Here is a 19,722-nt window from a genome sequence, read left to right as displayed (position 1 = left end):
GCACATGCCGCCCCCGCGCAAACCGCGTAGCGTGCGCGGCTGCCCCGCCACCATGTCCCTGTCAGGAGTTCCCCCCATGTCGCGTACTCTCATTTTGGCCGCCGCCATCAGCCTGGCGCTGGCCGCCTGTTCCGGTAAGGAGTCTACCCCCGTGCCCGCCGCCCCCGCCTCGCAGTCCCCCGCTCCCGCCGCCGCCAATCCGCTGTTGAGCGCCAGCACGCTGCCGTTCCAGGCGCCGCCGTTCGACAAGATCAAGGACGCCGACTACCTGCCCGCGTTCGAAGAGGGCATGAAGCAGCACCTGGCCGAGATCCGCAAGATCGCCGACAACGCCGAGCCGGCCAGCTTCGCCAACACCATCGAGGCGATGGAGCGCAGCGGCGAGACCCTGACCCGGGTCCAGCGGCTCTTCTTCGGCCTGGTCCAGGCCGACACCAACGACGCGCGCCAGAAGATCCAGGAAGCGGTGGCGCCGAAGCTGGCCGAGCACCAGGACGAGATCAGCCTGGACCCGAAGCTGTTCGCGCGGATCAAGGCGATCTACGACCAGCGCGACACGCTGAACCTGGAGCCGGAGCAGAAGCGCCTGGTCGAGCGCGACTACGAAGAGTTCGTGCGCGCCGGCGCGCAGCTGTCCGATGCCGACAAGGCGACGCTGCGCAAGCTCAACGTCGAGGAAACCACGCTGGCCACCCAGTTCCACACCAAGCTGGTCGCCGCTTCCAGCGCCGGTGCAGTGGTGGTGGACGACAAGGCCAAGCTCGACGGCTTGTCCGAGGGCGACATCGCCTCGGCCGCGCAGGACGCCGCCGCGCGCAAGCTCGACGGCAAGTATTTGCTTGCGCTGCAGAACACCACCCAGCAGCCGGTGCTGGCCTCGCTGAAGGACCGCGCGCTGCGCACCCAGGTGATGGCCGCCTCGCAGTCGCGCGCCGAGAAGGGCGACGCCAACGACACCCGCCAGACCATCCAGCGCCTGGCCCAGCTGCGCGCGCAGAAGGCCAAGCTGCTCGGCTTCGACAGCTACGCCGCCTACAGCCTGTCTGACAAGATGGCCAAGACCCCGGCCGCGGCGCTGAAGCTGCTCACCGACACGGTGCCGGCGGCCACCGCCAAGGCGCGCAGCGAAGTCGCCGAGATGCAGAAGGTGATCGATGCGCAGAAGGGCGGCTTCAAGCTCGCCGCCTCCGATTGGGACTTCTACGCCGAGCAGGTGCGCAAGGCCAAGTACGACCTGGACGAGTCGCAGATCAAGCCGTACTTCGAGCTGGACAACGTGCTCAAGAACGGCGTGTTCTACGCCGCCACCGAGCTGTACGGCATCACCTTCAAGGAACGCACCGACATTCCGACCTACAACCCGGACATGAAAGTGTACGAAGTGTTCGACCAGGACGGCACCTCGATGGCGCTGTTCTACACCGACTACTACAAGCGCGACAGCAAGTCAGGCGGCGCGTGGATGGACGTGTTCGTCGGGCAGGACGGCCTCACCGGCGCCAAGCCGGTGGTCTACAACGTCTGCAACTTCACCAAGCCCGCGCCCGGCCAGCCGGCGCTGCTCAGCTTCGACGATGTCACCACCATGTTCCACGAGTTCGGCCACGCGCTGCACGGCATGTTCTCCAAGGTGAAATACCCGTCGATCGCGGGCACCAGCACTCCGGCCGACTTCGTCGAGTTCCCGTCGCAGTTCAACGAGCACTGGGCCTCGGATCCGAAGGTGTTCGCGCACTACGCCAAGCACTACCAGACCGGCGCGGCGATGCCGGCCGAGCTGGTGGAAAAGATCAAGAAGGCGCGCACCTTCAACCAGGGCTATGCGACCACCGAATACCTGTCGGCAGCGCTGCTCGACCTGGCCTGGCACACCCAGCCGGCCGATGCGCCGCTTCAGGACGTGGACAAGTTCGAAGCCGACGCGCTGAAGAAGTTCAAGGTGGACCTGGCCGAAGTGCCGCCGCGCTACCGCAGCACCTACTTCGACCACATCTGGGGCGGTGGTTACTCGGCTGGTTACTACGCCTATTTCTGGTCGGAAGTGCTCGACGACGACGCCTTCGAATGGTTCAAGGAGAACGGCGGCCTGTCGCGCAAGAACGGCGACATCTTCCGCGCCAAGATCCTCTCGCGCGGCAACAGCGTCGACCTGACCACCCTGTACCGCGATTTCCGCGGCAAGGACCCCAGCGTCGAACCGCTGCTGGAAAACCGCGGTCTGAAGAACTGAGTCGAACCTCGCCGCCAGCGGTGATCGAGCACGGGATGGCCCAACGGCCATCCCGTTTTTCGTTGCGGCCGCCGCGAAATGGCCGCGGCAACCCTGCAGGAGCGGCTTCAGCCCCGACCGCCTCCGAAACCCAAGACGCATCCTCGCCCGACGCCCGACGCCCGACGCCCGACGCCCGACGCCCGATGGCGCAAGCGCCGCCCCCTGCCTTCCGTCACTGGTACCCGTGCCGCGCCGCGCGCACTGTCGCGATGGCAATGCCGCGATGTCCTCCCGCCTGAATCCCACAGGTGTTTCATCACCGCGACCGACCCGCAAGACGCCCGCCTGCACCGCGCCGCGCGCTGGGCGCGCAAGGAACTGCTGCCGCTCGCGGTGATGCTGCTGTTGCTGACCGCCGCACGTTCCTCTGCGGCGCAGTCGTCCCCCGCCCTCACCCCTCCGACCACACCGCCAACTCATAGCCGTCGCGGTCGGCGAAATGGAAGCGGCGGCCGTCTGGGAAGTCGAACAGCGGGCGGACGATACGGCCGCCGGCGGCCTCGATCCGTGCCTGGGTGTCTGCCAGGTCGTTGGAGTACAGCACCACCAGCGCGCCGCCGGGTTGCGCGGTGCCGTGGAAGAAGCCGCCGGTGAGGCGGCCGTCGCGGAATTCGCAGTAGTCCGGGCCGTAGTCCTGGAAGGTCCAGTCGAAGGCCTGGCCGTAGAAGGCCATGGCCGCGGCGATCGAGGCGACGGCGAATTCCAGGTAGTCGATGCGGTGCTGCTGGTCGGTGCGGCGCATGGCGGGCTCCGTGGAAAGGGCGGCCAGTATCCATCGCCACGCCGGCGCCGGCGTGGCGAAAACGGCCAGCTCAGCGTGCGTGTTGCCACACCAGTTCGCGTGGGCTGAGGCCGCTCAGTTGGCGGCTGTCGCGGACCAGGTGCGGGGCATCGCCGTAACCGGCCTCCAGTGCCGCCGCGGTCAGCGTGGCGTGGCTGCGGGCGATGCGCAGGAAGCGCTGCAGGCGCAGGATGCGTTCCAGGGTCTTGGCGCCGTAGCCGAGCGCATCCTGGCAGCGGCGCCGCGGCGAGCGTTCGCTGATGCCCAGGCTGCGTATCAGTTCGGTCATGCGCGGTGGGTCGTTGCCGGCCAGCTGCGAACACCCAGGCCATTGGCGGGTCCCCCGCGAGCGGGCGGCTGGCGCACAGCGCGTGCAGCAACGCCAGCGGCTCGGCGCCGTCCTCGAGCCGCGTTTGCCAGTCGCGGTCGCGGCCATCCCACAACGCGTCCAGCGCGATGCGTTGGTCGGCGATCGCATGCAGCGGCACGCCCAGCAGGCGCGCACCCGCGCCGGCGGCCAGGCGCACCCCGCTCAGTACGCTGCCCGGCGCCAGCGTCGCGACGCTGGCGCCGCGGTCCGGTCCGGCCACGAACAGCACGCGGCCATCCCAGATCAGGTCCACGCAGCCATCCGGCAGTACCTGCGTCGGCAGCGGATCGGCATCGCCCTGGCGAAAGCGCCAGCTGCAGCGCAGGCGATCGCGCAACGCCGGTGGCGCATCGATTTCGGCGTAGCGGGAGAGCGTTGGCAAGGCAGTGATCGGATCGACCGGCGGCGATGCGCCACTGTGCTGCAGCGCGCGCCGCGGCCGATCCATCCTGCGTCGCCTCCGGCCTGGGTTGAGGCCGGCGCCGTTGCTTGTCTCTATTCGATCTCCACCGTGATCTCGCCCGAATGCGATGCAGAGCGGTGCCCTGGCCGCAGTTGCTGCACCGCTTCGTCGAGCGTCAGCGGGTTCGACGGCCCAGCAGCTTGCGTCTGGCACAACTCCCTGGCCTTCTGCAGCATGGCGTGCACGTCTGCGTCTCCCAGCTTTGCGTTGATGGCCTTGCTGGTCCTGGTGCCGCTGTATTGCGCCATTGCTTCCTGCGCGCCGCCCATGATGCCGCGCGTGATCTGCTTGCCCAGCCCGATGTCCGGGCTGGCTTCGCGCCGATTGTTCTTGACGCTGATGGCCACGTGCTGGTTCAGCGCACCGACCGCCGCCATCGTCCCGGACAGTGCGGCCACTTCTACGACTTCCAGGACGGGGACGTTACGCGTGCCTCCCTGTGCGGCCGTGGTCACCTTGCCGATCACCGAGGATGCCGCACTGCCGAACACGCCCAGATGGAACGCCTGTCCGAGGCGCTGGGCGGTCTGCGCGGAGAATTCGCGCATCGTGTACTTGGCGCCGATATCGCGGACCAGTTGTTCGGAAATGACCGACGTTGCCGACCCGGCCAACAGCCGCGCCGCGGCTCCGTCGTGCGCCAGGTCGGTCAACCTGCCTTCGCGCAGGCAATCCAGGTCCTGTTCCAGTTTGACCAACGCCACGGGCTTGTTGCCGTGGCCCAGCTCCAGATCGACCTCGTGCCCGGCTTCCGTGCTGGCCAGCCGGGCGCTTCCCAGTTCATTGCTGAGTTCTGTGTACACGGCGTTCAAGCCGCTGGTCACCCGCTTGACCAGCGCCTGGGTGGGCGACTGGATCAGCTTGCGCAACTTGCCCTCGTCGATGTCTTGGCCACCGAGCGGCTCGCCGCGTTCAAGCTTCTGCTTACCTTCTGGGGTGAACACATCGGCGTGCAGCAAGTTCAGCGTGTTGTTGGCCTCCTGCTTGGCGCGTTCGTCGAATCCCGCCGCCACATGCTGCATGCCGGTGACCACAAGCGAGGCGACGGCCTGTGCGCTCGGCGACAGGGCGCGTATCGCCGGGGTCTTGCTGATCAGTCCCAGCGAACTGGCGAGGGGCGAGCGCAACGTACGCGGTATCGACTGCCAGCGATTGCCCTTCCACTGCCGATCGTGCGCACCCTGGGTCATCACGAAATCGCCCTGCGTCTTTTGCAGGGCGCTCTGCGCGCGCAGCAGCGCCTGGGCGGCCTGCACGGCGTCGGCATCGGTGGCCAACGCGCCCGCATCGTGTTCCGGGTACTTGCTGGCCACCGCGCCGAAATTGTTGTAGCACGTGCTGAAATCGGCCAGCTTTTCGCTCAATTTGATCGCCAGGTCCGGCAACCAGTGCTTGTCGTTGATCTGGCTCTTGTCCGGCACGATCACATGTCCGCCATGTTCGCGGATCGATTCGCACAGGCTGACCACGGCCGACTGCTGGGCGGCATTCATCGGCGCGGCGATGGCCGCGGTCGCGAAGCCGAAGCTCGCGCCCGCCCAGGGATTGCCGGTGGCGTAGTTGATCCATGGCGAAGCGATGTACTGCATCGCGTTGTTGAGAAAGCTGCCGGACGGATTGGGCATGCCCGACAGCAACGCGGTGCGGCGCAGCGTGTGCACATCGGATTCCTGCAGGCCTTGCGCCTGGTACCAGCGCATCACATCCTGCTCGCTGACCTGGCCGACCAACTCCGCACTGGTCGCAAGGTTGCGCGGGGCGCCTGTCGCCTCCGAAGAGCGCAGCGGCCGCAGTGCGCTGATGAGTTGTGCGGCGAGGTCCTTGTCCACCGGGCGTTGCTTGTCTTGCTGCAACTGCGTGTGGAGCCGTTGCAATGTCGCCGACACGGACGCGTGCGTTGGCGCAGCGGTCGCCTCGGCGGTGACGGATGCAGCGCTCAGCGCGGTTGCCGCGGCCGTGGCCTCGACGCCGCGCGGGCTGCTACGCTGGCTGGTGCTGCGCGAAAGGCCTGCCAGAGCGGCAGGGCCGCTTTCCAGCTGTGCGTGAGCCGGCGCTTGTGGCGCGTGTGGCTGTATTTCCGATTGCGCGGAACTTGTGGAGGCGTCCGATGGATTGGTCGTGATGTTGAGGTTGAGGAGTTGGCGTAACTTCATGGTTGCATATGTCCTGGCGATGCGGCGAAGGCAGCGGCTCTGGACACGGATCGCAAGCAGACGGTCCCCCCCCCGAGCCGGGCTTAATGCCAGGTATCGTGTGTTACGTACCGTGGGGGTAGCGCTCGATGGCGATTTGCGAGCGTCGGTGCGTAGCGCATGGAGTCTTGGTCGCCTGCAGATACATTGGCACACTTCATTCAAACACCCTGCCAGCGTCGCCTTGCTGCGGCGTGCGAAGTGATGTGCGCTTGTCAGAACACCTTGCCGCTGCCCATCGGACTCTTGAGCGAATCCGCTTTCGCGCTGCCAGCCGATGCTCGCGTGGCGGCAGCGCGCCATGCGCGGGTCCCGCGTAACGGACGGTGTCGCGGGCGGTGTTGGGCGTGGCGATGCGGGAGCCGTGCCTAGCGCTCCGACGGCCCGCTTTCGTCGTAGCCGCGCGAGGTGAACAGGTCCGGCTGGATCAGTTCGATGAAGGCGCGTGCCTGCGGCGACAGGTATTTGCCCTTGCGCACCACCACCCCGTAGCTGCGCGTGGGGAAATAGTCGCCCAGCACGCGCGTGACCAGCTTGCTGCGGTCGGCCTCGGTGACGCAGATCGAACTGACGATGGAGATGCCCATGCCCATCGCCACGTACTGCTTGATCACCTCCCAGCCGCCCACTTCCAGCGCCACGGTGTACGGCACCCGCGCCTGCTGGAACACCAGGTCGACCAGGCGGTAGGTCACCTGGCGCTTGGGCGGCAGGATCAGCGGGTATGGCGACAGGTCGTCCAGGGTGAGCTTGGACTTGTTCGCCAGCGGGTGGTCGCGTGGGGCGATCAGCAGTTGTTCGAAGCGGTACACCGGCGCGTAGCTGAGGTCGGCCGGCACGTCGAGCATCGAGCCGACCGCCAGGTCCACCGCGTCCTCGCGCAGCAGCTCGGTGCCGTCGGCGCTGATCGCGTTGTGCAGGGTCAGGCGCACCTCCGGGTGGCGGGCGCGGAAGTTCTCCACGATCTTCGGCAACAGATACAGGATGGTGGAGCTGTTGGCGGCGATGTTCAGTTCGCCGGCATCCAGCCCACGCGCCTTTTCGCGGAAGTCGGCCTCCAGCCGGTCCAGGCTTTCCACCAGCGGCTGCGCCATTTCGTACAGCAGCTGGCCTTCGCGGCTGGGGATCAGGCGCCGCCCGCTGCGCTCCAGCAGCACCACGCCCAGTTCGCGCTCCAGCGCCTGCAACTGCAGGGTCACCGCCGGCTGGCTGACGAACAACGCCTCGGCTGCCCGTGAGACCGAACCCAGGCGCACTGTCTGGCAGAACGCGCGCAGCGGCTTCAGCCGATCGGATTTGTAAGGAAAACGCGGAGTTGCGGTGCCGCGCGTGGTCATGAGGTGACAACTATAAGGTGTGCTTATTTAATGCATTGATAAAACTGTATTGTCAAATACATGCTGCGGCAGCAGGGTGATGGCCCGGAAACATCGAGGAACCCCACCATGTCTGCCGCTGCCTTCGCTGCTTCATCCCCGTCCGCCGAGCGCTCCACCCCCGGCATCACCCTGACCGCCGCGCTGGCCGGCCAGGACGCCCTGCTGCCGCCGGCGGCGCTGGCCCTGCTGGTGTCGCTGCACCGGGCGATCGAGCCCGAGCGGCAGGCGCGGCTGGCGGCACGCCGCGAACGCCAGGCCTGGTTCGACGGCGGCGGCCTGCCGGACTTCCGCGCCGACACCCAGGCGATCCGCGCCGGCGACTGGCAGGTGGCGCCGCTGCCGGCCGCGCTGCAGGACCGCCGCGTCGAGATCACCGGCCCGACCGATCCGAAGATGGTCATCAACGCGCTGAACTCCGGGGCCAAGGTGTACATGGCCGACTTCGAGGATTCGACCGCGCCGACCTGGCGCAACCTGGTCGCCGGGCAGCGCGCGCTGGCCGAGGCGGTGGCCGGCACGCTGAGCTTCAGCGCGCCGGCGCGCGACGGCAGCCCGGGCAAGCGCTATGCGCTGAAGCCCTACGACGAACAGGCGGTGCTGATCGTGCGCCCGCGTGGCTGGCACCTGGACGAGAAGCATGTGCTGGTCGATGGCCAGGCGCTGGCCGGCGGCCTGTTCGACGCGGCGCTGTTCGCCTTCCACAACGGCCGCGCGCTGCAGGCCAAGGACCGCGGCCCCTACCTGTACCTGCCCAAGCTGCAGTCGATGGAAGAGGCCGCGCTGTGGGAGGCCGCGCTGTCGCACATCGAGGCGATGCTAGGCCTGCCGCAGGGCCAGATCAAGGTCACCGTGCTGATCGAGACGCTGCCGGCGGTGTTCGAGATGGACGAGATCCTGCATGCGCTGCGCGAGCGCATCGTCGGCCTGAACTGCGGCCGCTGGGACTACATCTTTTCCTACCTGAAGACCTTCCGCCGCCACCCCGACCGGGTACTGCCCGAGCGCGGCCAGGTGACCATGACCCAGCCGTTCCTGAAGGCGTATTCGGAACTGCTGATTCGTACCTGCCACCGCCGCGGCGTGCATGCGATGGGCGGCATGGCCGCGCAGATCCCGATCGGCCACGACGAGGCCGCCAACGAGCAGGCGATGGCGCGGGTGCGTGCGGACAAGCTGCGCGAAGTCACCGCCGGTCACGACGGTACCTGGGTCGCGCATCCGGCGCTGATCCCGATCGCCCGCGCCATCTTCGACGAGCACATGCGCGCGCCTAACCAGCACGCCGTGCGCCGCGAGGACGTGCAGGCCGACCGCGACACGCTGATCGCGCCATCGGTCGGCACGATCACCCGCGCCGGTTTCGAGGGCAACATCGAAGTGTGTGTGCGTTACCTGGCGGCGTGGCTGGACGGCAACGGCTGCGTGCCGATCCACCATCTGATGGAAGACGCGGCCACCGCCGAGATCAGCCGCAGCCAGCTATGGCAGTGGCTGCACGTGGGCGGCCTGCACCTGGACGACGGCACTGCGATCGACGTCGCGCTGTTCGACGCGTGCATGCGCCAGCTGCCGGCGCGCCTGGGCGAACGCGCGCTGCTGCCCGGCGGCAACCGCCTGGACGACGCCATTGCGCTGCTGGACACCTTGACCCGCAGCGACGAGCTGGCCGAGTTCCTGACTTTGCCGGCTTACCAGTTGATCGATTGATTGGAGCTGGGAGTGGGGAATCGGGAATGGGGAATCGTGAAAGCGACATTCCTGCGCCTGACCTCTCCCGTGCCTTCCACGCGTTTCATCCGATACACCGCGCCACCGTTTCATCGCCGTATCCATTCCTAGGAGAGCGCAAGATGAGCACCACGTTGCAGACCGCCGCACAGATCCAGCACGCCTGGGACACCGATCCGCGCTGGGCCGGGATTACCCGCAACTACACCGCCGCCGACGTGGTGCGCCTGCGCGGCACCGTGCACGTGGAGCATTCGCTGGCCCGGCTCGGCGCCGAGAAACTGTGGAAGTCCCTGCACGAAAAGGACTTCGTCAACGCGCTGGGCGCGCTGACCGGCAACCAGGCGATGCAGCAGGTCAAGGCCGGGCTCAACGCGATCTATCTGTCCGGCTGGCAGGTGGCCGCCGACGCCAACCTGGCCGGGCAGATGTACCCCGACCAGTCGCTGTACCCGGCCGACTCGGTGCCGGCGGTGGTCAAGCGCATCAACAACACGCTGCTGCGCGCCGACCAGTTGCACCACGCCGAGGGCAAGGACGAGATCGACTTCCTGCAGCCGATCGTGGCCGATGCCGAGGCCGGTTTCGGCGGCGTGCTCAACGCCTTCGAACTGATGAAGGCGATGATCGAGGCCGGCGCGGCCGGCGTGCACTTCGAGGACCAGCTGGCCTCGGTGAAGAAGTGCGGGCACATGGGCGGCAAGGTGCTGGTGCCGACCCGCGAGGCGATCGAGAAGCTCAACGCCGCGCGCCTGGCCGCCGACGTGCTGGGCGTGCCGACGCTGCTGGTCGCGCGCACCGATGCCGAGGCGGCCGACCTGGTGACCAGCGACATCGACCCCAACGACCGCCCGTTCACCACCGGCGAGCGCACCGTCGAGGGCTTCTTCAAGACCAACAAGGGCCTGGACCAGGCGATCAGCCGCGGCCTGGCCTACGCCCCGTATGCCGACCTGATCTGGTGCGAGACCGGCAAGCCGGACATGGCCTTCGCGCGTCAGTTCGCCGAGGCGATCCACGCCAGGTTCCCGGGCAAGCTGCTGGCCTACAACTGCTCGCCGAGCTTCAACTGGAAGAAGAACCTGGACGATGCGACCATCGCCACGTTCCAGCAGGAGATCGCGCGCTACGGCTACAAGTTCCAGTTCATCACCCTGGCCGGCTTCCATGCGCTGAACTACTCGATGTTCAACCTGGCCCACGGCTATGCGCGCCGGCAGATGAGCGCTTTCGTCGAGTTGCAGGAAGCCGAGTTCGCCGCCGCCGATCGCGGCTTCACCGCGGTCAAGCACCAGCGCGAGGTCGGCACCGGCTACTTCGATGCGGTGGCCCAGGCGATCCAGCAAGGCCAGTCCTCCACCACCGCACTGAAGGGCTCGACGGAAGAGGAGCAGTTCCACGGCGAAAAGGCCGCCTGACCTGCAGCCAGGCGGCCGTTGCTTGCCGATCCCCAGGGAGGGGACAGCCCGGGTTCGCCCGGGCTTTTTTTTCCGCGCGGCGGCCTGCGCCCTGGCGTGATGCGGTCTGCCAGGCGGTCGCGCCGCCGGGTGGCGCGAGCGCGGCGGCAGCGAGCGATTCCAGGCCTTTTGCCGTCTCTTCCGGCTTCGAGATTGGCTGAGACCTTACGGTGAACGCTGTGTTCAGATGTTATGCTTCGCACAAGAATGGCCGGCGACGCCAAGAGCAGTAGGGGGCTGGATGAGCTGCGACAGCGCCGCGTCCAATGCACGCGAGACAATTTCGACGATGGGTGTGGCCGCTCCCAAGCCCAATGAGCTGGCGGTGTTGACCGCCGCGGAACTGCGTCTATTCTCCGAGTTCGGCCGTTCGCGCACGGTGCGTGCCGGCGACGTGCTGTTCCGGCGCGGCGACGGCGGCAGCGCCATGTTCGTGATCGGCAGCGGCGTGATCGACCTGGATTTCGGCGAGGACCTGGTCGTCAAGCATCTCGGCCACGGCGAATTCTTCGGCGAACTGGGCTTGTTGATCGGCAGCCACATGCGCAGCGCCGACGCCATCGCCGCCAGCGACGGCGTGCTGGTCGAGCTGGATCACGACGACTTCCAGCGCCTGGTGGAGCGCGATCCGAGCCTGGTCGCCTACTTCCTGCGCCGTACCGTCATGCGCGTGGTGATGAACGAGCAGACCCTGATCCGCCAGCTGCGCCGCCGCAACCACGATCTGGAAGTGGCGCTGGACAATCTCTATGTCACCTCACACCAGCTCACCCAGACCGAAGAGCTGGTGCGCACCGACGAACTGACCGGCCTGCACAACCGCCGCGGCCTGATCCTGCGCCTGCAGGAGTGCCGCCGCGACGGTCGTTCGCTGGGGCCGGGCCTGCTGTTGATCGACTGCGACCGCTTCAAGCGCATCAACGACGAGCACGGCCACCTGATCGGCGACCGCGTGCTGCAGAACGTCGCCAACATCCTGCGCTCCGTCGCCGGCCAGGACGACATCGCCTGCCGCCTCGGCGGCGACGAATTCTGCCTGCTGGTGGCGACCGGCACCGTGGAAGACCTGCGCCGCATCGGCGAGTTCGTCATTGCCACCGTGCAGAACCTGCTCGGCGTACAGCATCCGGCGCCGCACATCTGCCCGGTCAGCATCGGCATCAGCCGGGTCGATCCGCGGTCCGACTGGAACGACTGGTACGCCAACGCCGACGCCGCGCTGTACGAGGCCAAGCGCCTCGGCGGCAACCGCTTGTACTGGCACGACCTCGCCGCCGCGCCCTCCTGATCCAGGCCCCCTCGAACTGCCCATGAACGACGTCCGCCCGCCTCAGCCCGAGGTCCCGCAACTACGCACCCTGCTGCTGACCGACCTGTGCGATTCGATGGCGCTGGTGGAGCGGCTCGGCGACGCCAACGCCGCCGAACTGTTCAAGCTGCACGACGCGCTGGTGCTGGAACTGCAGCAGCGCTGGCGCGGGCGCCTGATCGACCGTTCCGACGGCCTGCTGCTGCTGTTCGAGCGCCCGATCGACGGCCTCGGCTTCGCCCTGGACTACAGCCGCGGCCTGCACGCGCTGGGCACGCAGCGCAAGCTGCAACTGAACGTGCGCGCCGGCCTGCACGTGGGCGAAGTGCTGACCTGGCGCAACAGCGATGCCGCGGTGCAGGTCGGCGCCAAGCCGTTGGAAGTGGAGGGCCTGGCCAAGCCGACCGCAGCGCGGCTGATGACCCTGGCACGTCCCGGGCAGATCCTGCTGTCGGCGGTGGCCGAGTCGCTGACCCACCGCGCCGCGCGCGAACTGGGCGAGCGCGGCGAGCGCCTGCTGTGGAAATCGCACGGCCGCTGGCGCTTCAAGGGCGTGCCCACGGCGCAGGAGATCTACGAAGTCGGCGAGATCGGCAACACCCCCTTGCGCGCGCCGAAGCCGACGCCGAAGGCGTGGCGGGACATCCCGTTGTGGCGGCGGCCGGCGGCGCTGCTGGCTGAGGCGACGCTGACCTTGGGGGCGGTCGCCGCGCTGCTGTTCTTCGGCCGGCCGGAGCCGGCCATCGCGTTCGCCGAGCGCGACTGGGTCGTGGTCGCCGACCTGCGCAACCTCACTGGCAACGCGATGCTCGATGCTTCGCTCGACCAGGCGTTCCGGATCAGCCTGGAGCAATCGCGTTACGTCAACCTGCTCAGCGACCTCAAGGTGCGCGACACCCTGTGCCGGATGAAGCGTAGTCCCGACAGCAAGCTCGATCGCGCGGTCGCCTCGGAGATCGCGCTGCGTGACGGCGCCCGCGCGGTGATCCTGCCGACCGTCGCCGAAGTGGGCGGCCGCATCCGCGTTACCGTGGAATTGGTCGACCCGGCGACGCAAGCGACCGTGCATACCGAATCGCAGACCGGACGCGGGCTGGAGTCGGTGTTGGCGTCGGTGGACACGGTCAGCGGCCAGTTGCGGCAGCAGCTCGGCGAAGCCATCCAGTCGGTCGAGCAGGCATCCAAGCCGTTGCCGCAGGTCACCACATCCAATCTGGATGCGTTGCGTTCCTACGCATTGGGTCTGGAGGCGACGGGGCAGGGCAACTGGACGCAAGCGGAACAGCATTTCCGCGTGGCTATCGAGCTTGATCCGCAGTTCGCGCTGGCCTACGTCGGCATCGCCCGGGTGCTTGCAGCGGCCTCCGACCGCGCTGCGGCGATGCCGTATCTGCAGAAGGCACAGCAATACGCATCACGTCTGCCGGCACGCGACCGGCTCTATCTTGCGGCATGGGCGGACGAACTCCAGGACAGTCCGGCCGCCTTGGCAGGATGGGAGCAGTTGCTGCGCTTGTATCCGGACAGCTTCGCCGCACACGGCAATGCGTTCTGGCATCTGTTCCAGGCCAATCGGTTCGCCGACGCATTGCCGCATGCCGTCGCCGCCGACACCGCGCAGGATCCGTATCGGTCGATCGCCACCGACGACATCGGCCGCGTGTATCTGGTGCAGGGAAAGTTGCAGCAGGCCAAGGCACAGTTCACCCGGATTGCGCTGCAGCACAAGAGCGGACCCGGCCGGCGCCTGGCCAATGTGCTGGCGCTGCAGGGCAAGTATGCCGAGGCCGAGGCGCGGCTGCGCGCCATTCCCAAGAGCGACTATGCGAACGATGACATGGTGCCGCGCCTGGACCTGATCGCGCTGAAGCTGGACCAGGGCAAATGGGATCAGGTCGCCGTCGAACTCGGCGATGCGATCAAGGCCAGTCGCTCGGCCAACGACTTCACCCAGGCACAGTTCGGCTTCGTGCAGTTGTCGGTCCTGGCGTTGACGTTGCCGTCCGCCAAGGTGTTGCCGCGGCTGCGGCAATGGCAGAACGTCCAGCTGCAGATACAACAGAGGGTTCTTCCGGGCGAGCCATACGCGGCCGATCGCGCCGCGCTCATTCTCGCCTCCGCCTATCTGGCGCAACGGCTGGGCGACGACGCGCTGTCGGCGCGCACGCTGAAGGTTGTAGGCACTTGGGCGCAGACATCGGCGGATCCGGCACTGGGCAAGTTGCTGCGGGTCGTGCAGGCGGGTCAGCTCCGCTTGCGCGGCGAGTATGCGCAGGCGCTCGCGTTGCTGGCACCGCGCGATGACGATCTGCTGCAGTCACGGGTGGCGCTATACCTCACCTTGCAGGCGGCCGGGGAGCACCGGCAGGCGCTGGTGCAGGCGGATTGGATCGGCGAACACCGAGGCCTCGCCTATGGCGAAGCCTCGGTATCGCAGTCGCTGCAGGCCTTGAATGTCGCCGATACGCGCATGGCTTCACGTTGGGCGGCGCAAACCCTGTCGCAGATGGACAGGGTCCCGGATGCGCAGCGGCGGATCAAGGCGCTGTTCGCCGCATGGCCCAGCGCCGCGATGCCGGCTTACTTGAGAGAGACGGTCGAGGCGACCTTGCCGGCTTCGAAAGCGAAAATGACGTGATGGTTGCCGTCCACTGTCAGGTGGCTGACCAGTTCCTTGCGCGCCTTGGCGATTTCTTCTTTCGACGCCAGTTGCTGCGAGGTCATGCAGTAGAACGGCGCGCCCTGCTTGGGCGGCTTCGGGTCCGCGGCCAGCGCCTGGTCGGCCGGCTTGTAGCCGAGACTGGCCAGGGCGGCGACCGGATTTTCCTGGAAGCTGGCGCGGAACGCGTCGTCGGTGCTCAGCAGCTCCAGCAGGCGGTCGGCGATGTCGGCAGGCAACGGATCGTGGCGGGCGGTATTCATCAGGCGTGTCATCTCGCAGGGAAGTGCGGTATTGGGCGCGACGCGTAAGGCGCAACCACTATATCCATCGGCATAATCGCCTACCAGTTGAATCGGTCTTTCCGCATGCATGTGCGCCGCTGTTTCCATTTGTTCCTTGAGCCGCGCGAGGTCAGCCGCTTCGATATGGCCTCGTTGCTGGCAGGAGGCAACGGACTGCGGCGCGAGCGGCAATGGGTGGCCCTGGCGCCGCATCTGGAGCAGGAGCTGGAGGTCGATGCGCTGGAGCGCGAGCTGCTCGGCGCGCTCAGTGCGGGCGATTGGACCGATACGCAAGCATTGCCGTCGCATTGCACCGCCGCCGGCGCGCGCCTGCTCGAGGTCGGCCTGCTGCTGAGCGACGCCGACGATGCGCCCGGTGGCTTCGCCGAGCGCGATGCGACCATGCGCGAGGCCTATTGGTGGGGACCGGCCGTGCTGGCGCACCGGTTCGGGCGCTGGCAAGGCAGCGACAGCGTCGTGGCGATGGAAGCCAATGGCCTGACCACCGCGGCGGGCCTGTGCGAGAAGCTCGGTCCACCGCCTGCTGAAGTGGGCGAGCGCGGCGCGGCAACCGCACGCCTGCCGCTGCCGCGCGCGCGCGCGGACGACTTCGATGCGCTGCTCGCGCGCCGCGCCACCTGCCGCAATTTCGATACCGCGCGGCCGTTGCCGCTGGTTGCATTCGCGCAGTTGATGCAGCGCGTGTTCGCGGCACGCGTCAGGGTCGAGGCCGACGGTGTCGCCGCATTCCTGAAAAAGAACGCGCCCTCCGGCGGCGGCTTGCACGCCACCGAGGCCTATCTGATCGTGCAGCGCGTGCACGGCCTCGCGCCGGGCGTGTATCACTATCACCCGGTCGATCACGCCTTGGAACCGCTGCCGGCCCCGGACATCGCGCTAGACGTGCTGGCACGGACCGCCGTGGCCGGTCAGCATTGGTTCGCCGATGCGCCGGTGCTGGTGGTGATGGCGCCGCGGTACGCGCGCATGTACTGGAAATATCGGCATCATCCCAAGGCCTATCGAGCGTTGCTGCTGGATATCGGGCACCTGTCGCAGTTGCTGTACTTGTGCGCGACGCAGGCGCAGTGGGGCGCGTTCGTGACCTCGGCGATCAACGAAGTGGACATCGAGCAGGCATTCGGCATGGACCCGTTACGCGAAGGGCCGCTGGTGGTCTGCGGCTTCGGTTGGCGGGCGCCGGCATTGACTACCGCGGAGTTCGATCCGGCCGGCGCGGTATGGCAGGCCAGCGTCTCCCGATCGCCCTGACGAGGGCGCGCGCTGGCATGAGGCATTTCCCATCAGAGCCAGCGAGCATGGCCGCCGCACTGGTGCTGCGCCCCTGCAGCTGCGGTTCCGTCCGCGGTTAGTCGCTGCCTGCGCTCAGTGCGCCTGACTTTGCGTCGCTGTGGTTGCGGCCACGATCGCTTCGTCGGATGCAGCCGGCTTGGTTGGCTTGTCGCTATGTTCGAGCAGGTCCAAACGCTTGCCGCCAGGCAACCGGTAGTCCAGTTGCTGCTCCAGCGCATCGAGTGCCGCGACCTGCGTGCACAGCGCGTTGGCCCTGGCTTCCAGCGCCTTGCCGCGCGCGTCCATGCGCCGCTCCAGGTCCTTTTCCATCGCGTCCGTGCGCTTCTCGATGGCGTCGGCGCGACCGGTGAACACCGCGAACATCACCCCGCGGGTGAGTGCGCCGGCCATTTCCTCGGCGGCGGCGCTGACGTCGGCTTCGAACGCCTTGTCGAACGGTTCCTTCTGCCATTGGCCTTTGCCGAGGGTGCGGTCCAGGTGGGCGAGGTCGGCGTCGCGATGCCGCTCGATCTTGCGCGCCTTGCTGCGGCTGCCGGTGATCGCTTCGACCACGCCGCCGAAGGCGTCGAAGGTGATGCCGACCACTTCGCGGGCGATGCCGGCCACTTCGGGCATCAGGGCCTGGGCGCCCTGTTCCATCTGCCGCACGCGCTGGGCGTCGGCATTGCTGAGCGGCTGCGCGACGCCGTCCACCTGCAGGTGGCCGTCATGCAGGAACACGGTCTTCGGGGTGCCGGCGCTGCGCGTCAGGGCGACGCCGGTCCGGTCGACGATGACGTCGTAGGGCGTGGAAAAGCCGCATTGCTGCGAGGAGAACTGCGGGCCGGCGCTGGCGCTGGCGGCGGCACCTAGCAGCGAGAGGGTGCATACGGAAAGCAGCAGGCGCATGGCGGCGGTTCCTTTGACGATGACCGCAGCATCGTTGCTGGGCCGGGCCCTGTCGTCTGCGGGAAGTCAGGGTGCGGGAAGTCATGCCCGCTCGGATCTAGCCCGGACCCTCGGGCATCTTCCAGTGCTGGAGGAGGGGGCCTTGCGGGCCGGCGACGGGATCGCTGGGCAGGAATGGCAGCTGGGCGATGCGCTGGATCGTTTCGGCGCTGGGCGCCTGCCGGCAGATGTCCCAGTCCTGCCCGGCGGGATAGGCGCCGACCACCAGGAAGTCGCTGCTGGAGGCAACGCAGCAATGGCCGGTGCCGGCCGGCAGCAGCAGCGCGTCGCCGGCCCCCAGCGCGGTTTCGGGGCCGCCCGGGCCGCCGATGATCAGCCGCGCGCTGCCGCTGGCCACGCCAAGCACCTCGTGGGCAGTGGAATGGTAGTGGTGATACGCGTAGATGCCATCACGCCATTGCGGCGGCCATCCGTGGGCGGCGAAGCGGCGTTCGAAGCCGGCGGCATCGCCATCGCGGTCGGCCTGGCGGTACAGCAGCACCGGCAGGAACGGATGGTTGGGCACCCAATCGTGCGGCGGCAGCAGCCAGTGTTCCAGGCGCATCGGCGAGTCCTCGCGGCATGGTGTGGCAGGCAGCGGGCGGCTGCCGTTGCGGAGCATGCTAGCCAGGCCGCGTGGTCGTGGCGTCAGGGCGCGCTGCGGCGGCGTCACCAGCGTTGCGCTGCACGTGCTCCCGCATCGACGGGCGCGGGAACACGAACGCCATTCGCTGACCTGCACACGGCAGCGCAGGCGGTGTCGCCAGCGCTGCCGCTGTGCGCCTCAATGCAGCGGTGCCGCGCCTGCGTCGGCACGATGATGCGTGCCCAGGTCCCCGACCATGGCCGCGCTGGCCGCATTCAGTCCGATCACCTGCACCTGGGCGCCATGGCGGCGGAACTTCAGCACCACCTTGTCCAGCGCACCGATGGCGCTGATGTCCCACAGGTGCGCCTGCGACAGGTCGAGGGTGACCCGCGCAGGCGCGTGCGCATAGTCGAACGCGGCGGTGAAGCTGCCGGCCGAGGCGAAGAACAGCTGGCCGCCGATGCGGTAGGTATGGCCGCCATCGGCGTCCTCGGTCCTGGCGATGTCGAGCATGCGCCCGACCTTGCGCGCGAAGAACAGTGCCGACAGCAGCACGCCGGTCAGCACGCCGCGCGCCAGGTCGTGGGTGGCCACGGTCACCGCCACGGTGGCGAGCATCACCAGGCTGGAACTCTTCGGATGCGTGCGCAGCTGCGCCAGCGAGCGCCAGCTGAAGGTGCCGATCGAGACCATGATCATCACCGCCACCAGCGCCGCCATCGGGATCTGCCGCACCCACGGGCCGGCGAACACCACCAGCATCAGCAGCACGCTGCCGGCGACCAGCGCCGACAGGCGGCCGCGGCCGCCGGATTTCACGTTGATCACCGACTGCCCGATCATCGCGCAACCGGCCATGCCGCCGATCAGCCCGCTGGCGATGTTGGCGGCGCCCTGGCCGATGCATTCGCGGTTCTTGTCGCTGGGGGTGTCGGTCATGTCGTCGACGATCTGCGCGGTCATCATCGATTCGAGCAGGCCGACCACCGCCATCGTCGCCGACACCGGGAACACGATCTTCAGCGTGTCCAGGGTCCATGGCACGTCCGGCAGCAGGAACGCCGGCAGGCTGTCGGGCAGCTGGCCCTTGTCGCCGACGGTGGGCACGGCGATGCCGAAATACAGCGCCATGCCGGTCAGCAGCACGATCGCCACCAGCGGCGGCGGCAGCGCGAGCGTGCGCGTCCAGCGATGGCCGAGCAGCAGGGCGGCGGCACCGATCGCCGCCACCGCGTACAGCGCACGCGCATCGAGGCTGCCCGCGGTCAGCGCGGCGCCGAGCACCAGCAGCCACAGGCCGAGTCCGGCAAAGGTGCGCTGCGCCAGCCACGGCAGGCCGTAGATCACCAGCAGGCCCAGCGCCACCAGCGGATACACCATCGCTGGCACGCCGATCAGTTCCGGCAGCTGCGCCATGAAGATCAGGATCGCCAAGGCGTTGACGAAACCGGTGATCACCGAGCGCGACACGAAACGCATCAGCGCGCCGAGCTTCAGCGCGCCGGCGAGGATCTGCAGCACGCCGGTCAGCAGCGTCGCCGCCAGCAGGTACTGCAGGCCGTGTTCCTTCACCAGGCCGACCATCAGCAGCGCCATCGCGCCGGTGGCGGCGGAGATCATGCCCGGGCGGCCGCCGACGCAGGCGATCACCACGCAGATGCAGAACGAGGCGTACAGCCCGACCTTGGGATCGACCCCGGTGATGATGGAGAAGGCGATGGCTTCGGGGATCAGCGCCAGCGCCACGACCAGGCCGGCGAGCACGTCGCCACGGATGTTGCCGAACCATTGCTGGCGCAGCTTGGGATAGAGATTCACGAGAAAACGCTCCTGACGCCGCGCCCGTCGCAGGGCGGCGCTACACGAATGGAAAGCCAGAACACACCGGGCGTCCCGCAGGGGGACAGCGTGGAAAGCACAGCGCGGGTGTCAGGGTGGCGTCATGGCGTGGCGTTGGGAGCGGAAGAGCGCACGCGGCGATGCGCTGCGTGCCGTGCC

13 protein-coding genes and 1 pseudogene are annotated in these 19,722 nt (G+C 67.9%); 6 read left to right on the top strand and 8 right to left on the bottom strand.

Going from position 1 to position 19,722, the window contains the following annotated elements:
• Nucleotides 1–76 precede the first annotated feature (76 nt).
• Nucleotides 77–2,230, top strand: coding sequence for a peptidyl-dipeptidase Dcp (gene dcp, locus ISN38_RS08990; protein WP_058358564.1), 2,154 nt, complete (start codon nt 77–79; stop codon nt 2,228–2,230).
• 433 nt (nt 2,231–2,663) lie between these two features.
• Here the strand turns inward: dcp and ISN38_RS08985 are convergent, their stop codons facing one another.
• From ISN38_RS08985 to ISN38_RS08970, 4 genes and pseudogenes are all read right to left on the bottom strand, one after another.
• A complete protein-coding gene (locus tag ISN38_RS08985; protein ID WP_004425921.1) occupies nt 2,664–3,014 on the bottom strand; it encodes a VOC family protein in 351 nt (116 codons plus the stop codon).
• Nucleotides 3,015–3,084: 70 nt separating this feature from the next.
• Nucleotides 3,085–3,871, bottom strand: a pseudogene (locus ISN38_RS08980) (DUF6597 domain-containing transcriptional factor).
• A 47-nt stretch (nt 3,872–3,918) separates the two neighbouring features.
• A complete protein-coding gene (gene xopN, locus ISN38_RS08975) occupies nt 3,919–6,039 on the bottom strand; it encodes a type III secretion system effector XopN (protein WP_230938574.1) in 2,121 nt (706 codons plus the stop codon).
• Between the two features lie 407 nt (nt 6,040–6,446).
• Nucleotides 6,447–7,415, bottom strand: coding sequence for a LysR family transcriptional regulator (locus ISN38_RS08970; protein WP_004425928.1), 969 nt, complete (start codon nt 7,413–7,415; stop codon nt 6,447–6,449).
• 108 nt (nt 7,416–7,523) lie between these two features.
• On the opposite strand from ISN38_RS08970, the gene aceB reads away from it, so the two are divergent.
• The 4 genes from aceB (at nt 7,524) to ISN38_RS08950 (ending at nt 14,589) form a co-directional block, all read left to right on the top strand.
• Nucleotides 7,524–9,164: a malate synthase A gene (aceB, locus tag ISN38_RS08965; protein WP_004425930.1), complete on the top strand. Its 1,641-nt coding sequence runs from the start codon at nt 7,524–7,526 to the stop codon at nt 9,162–9,164.
• Nucleotides 9,165–9,307: 143 nt separating this feature from the next.
• A complete protein-coding gene (aceA, locus tag ISN38_RS08960) occupies nt 9,308–10,603 on the top strand; it encodes an isocitrate lyase (RefSeq protein ID WP_047324416.1) in 1,296 nt (431 codons plus the stop codon).
• Nucleotides 10,604–10,883: 280 nt separating this feature from the next.
• Nucleotides 10,884–11,930, top strand: coding sequence for a GGDEF domain-containing protein (locus tag ISN38_RS08955; RefSeq protein ID WP_058358567.1), 1,047 nt, complete (start codon nt 10,884–10,886; stop codon nt 11,928–11,930).
• A 22-nt stretch (nt 11,931–11,952) separates the two neighbouring features.
• Nucleotides 11,953–14,589 (top strand): putative peptide modification system cyclase, encoded by a 2,637-nt coding sequence (locus ISN38_RS08950; protein ID WP_058362126.1) that lies wholly within the window; start codon nt 11,953–11,955, stop codon nt 14,587–14,589.
• Here the strand turns inward: ISN38_RS08950 and ISN38_RS08945 are convergent.
• Entirely contained in the window at nt 14,532–14,873 is a 342-nt protein-coding gene (locus tag ISN38_RS08945) for an NHLP-related RiPP peptide (protein WP_004425939.1), read from the bottom strand. The two genes, ISN38_RS08950 and ISN38_RS08945, sit on opposite strands and share 58 nt — an antisense overlap.
• A gap of 105 nt (nt 14,874–14,978) precedes the next feature.
• Between ISN38_RS08945 and ISN38_RS08940 the strand changes: the two genes are divergently transcribed.
• On the top strand, nt 14,979–16,166 hold the full coding sequence (locus ISN38_RS08940; RefSeq protein ID WP_039006352.1) for a putative peptide maturation dehydrogenase: 1,188 nt from the start codon (nt 14,979–14,981) through the stop codon (nt 16,164–16,166).
• Between the two features lie 114 nt (nt 16,167–16,280).
• On the opposite strand, the gene ISN38_RS08935 is transcribed toward ISN38_RS08940, so the two are convergent.
• From ISN38_RS08935 to ISN38_RS08925, 3 genes are all read right to left on the bottom strand, one after another.
• On the bottom strand, nt 16,281–17,096 hold the full coding sequence (locus ISN38_RS08935; RefSeq protein WP_206712173.1) for a DUF2884 family protein: 816 nt from the start codon (nt 17,094–17,096) through the stop codon (nt 16,281–16,283).
• A 97-nt stretch (nt 17,097–17,193) separates the two neighbouring features.
• Nucleotides 17,194–17,700 carry a cupin domain-containing protein gene (locus ISN38_RS08930; protein WP_004425942.1) on the bottom strand — a complete coding sequence of 169 codons (507 nt, stop codon included), beginning with the start codon at nt 17,698–17,700 and terminating at the stop codon, nt 17,194–17,196.
• 219 nt (nt 17,701–17,919) lie between these two features.
• Nucleotides 17,920–19,542 (bottom strand): SulP family inorganic anion transporter, encoded by a 1,623-nt coding sequence (locus ISN38_RS08925; protein WP_047324419.1) that lies wholly within the window; start codon nt 19,540–19,542, stop codon nt 17,920–17,922.
• Nucleotides 19,543–19,722: the final 180 nt, after the last annotated feature.

Origin of the sequence: Xanthomonas translucens pv. undulosa (genome assembly GCF_017301775.1) — a bacterium.
In the GTDB taxonomy this organism is placed as follows: Bacteria; Pseudomonadota; Gammaproteobacteria; order Xanthomonadales; family Xanthomonadaceae; genus Xanthomonas_A; species Xanthomonas_A translucens.
The sequence above is the reverse complement of the archived record's forward strand: the minus strand, read 5'-3'. Positions and strand labels throughout refer to the sequence as shown.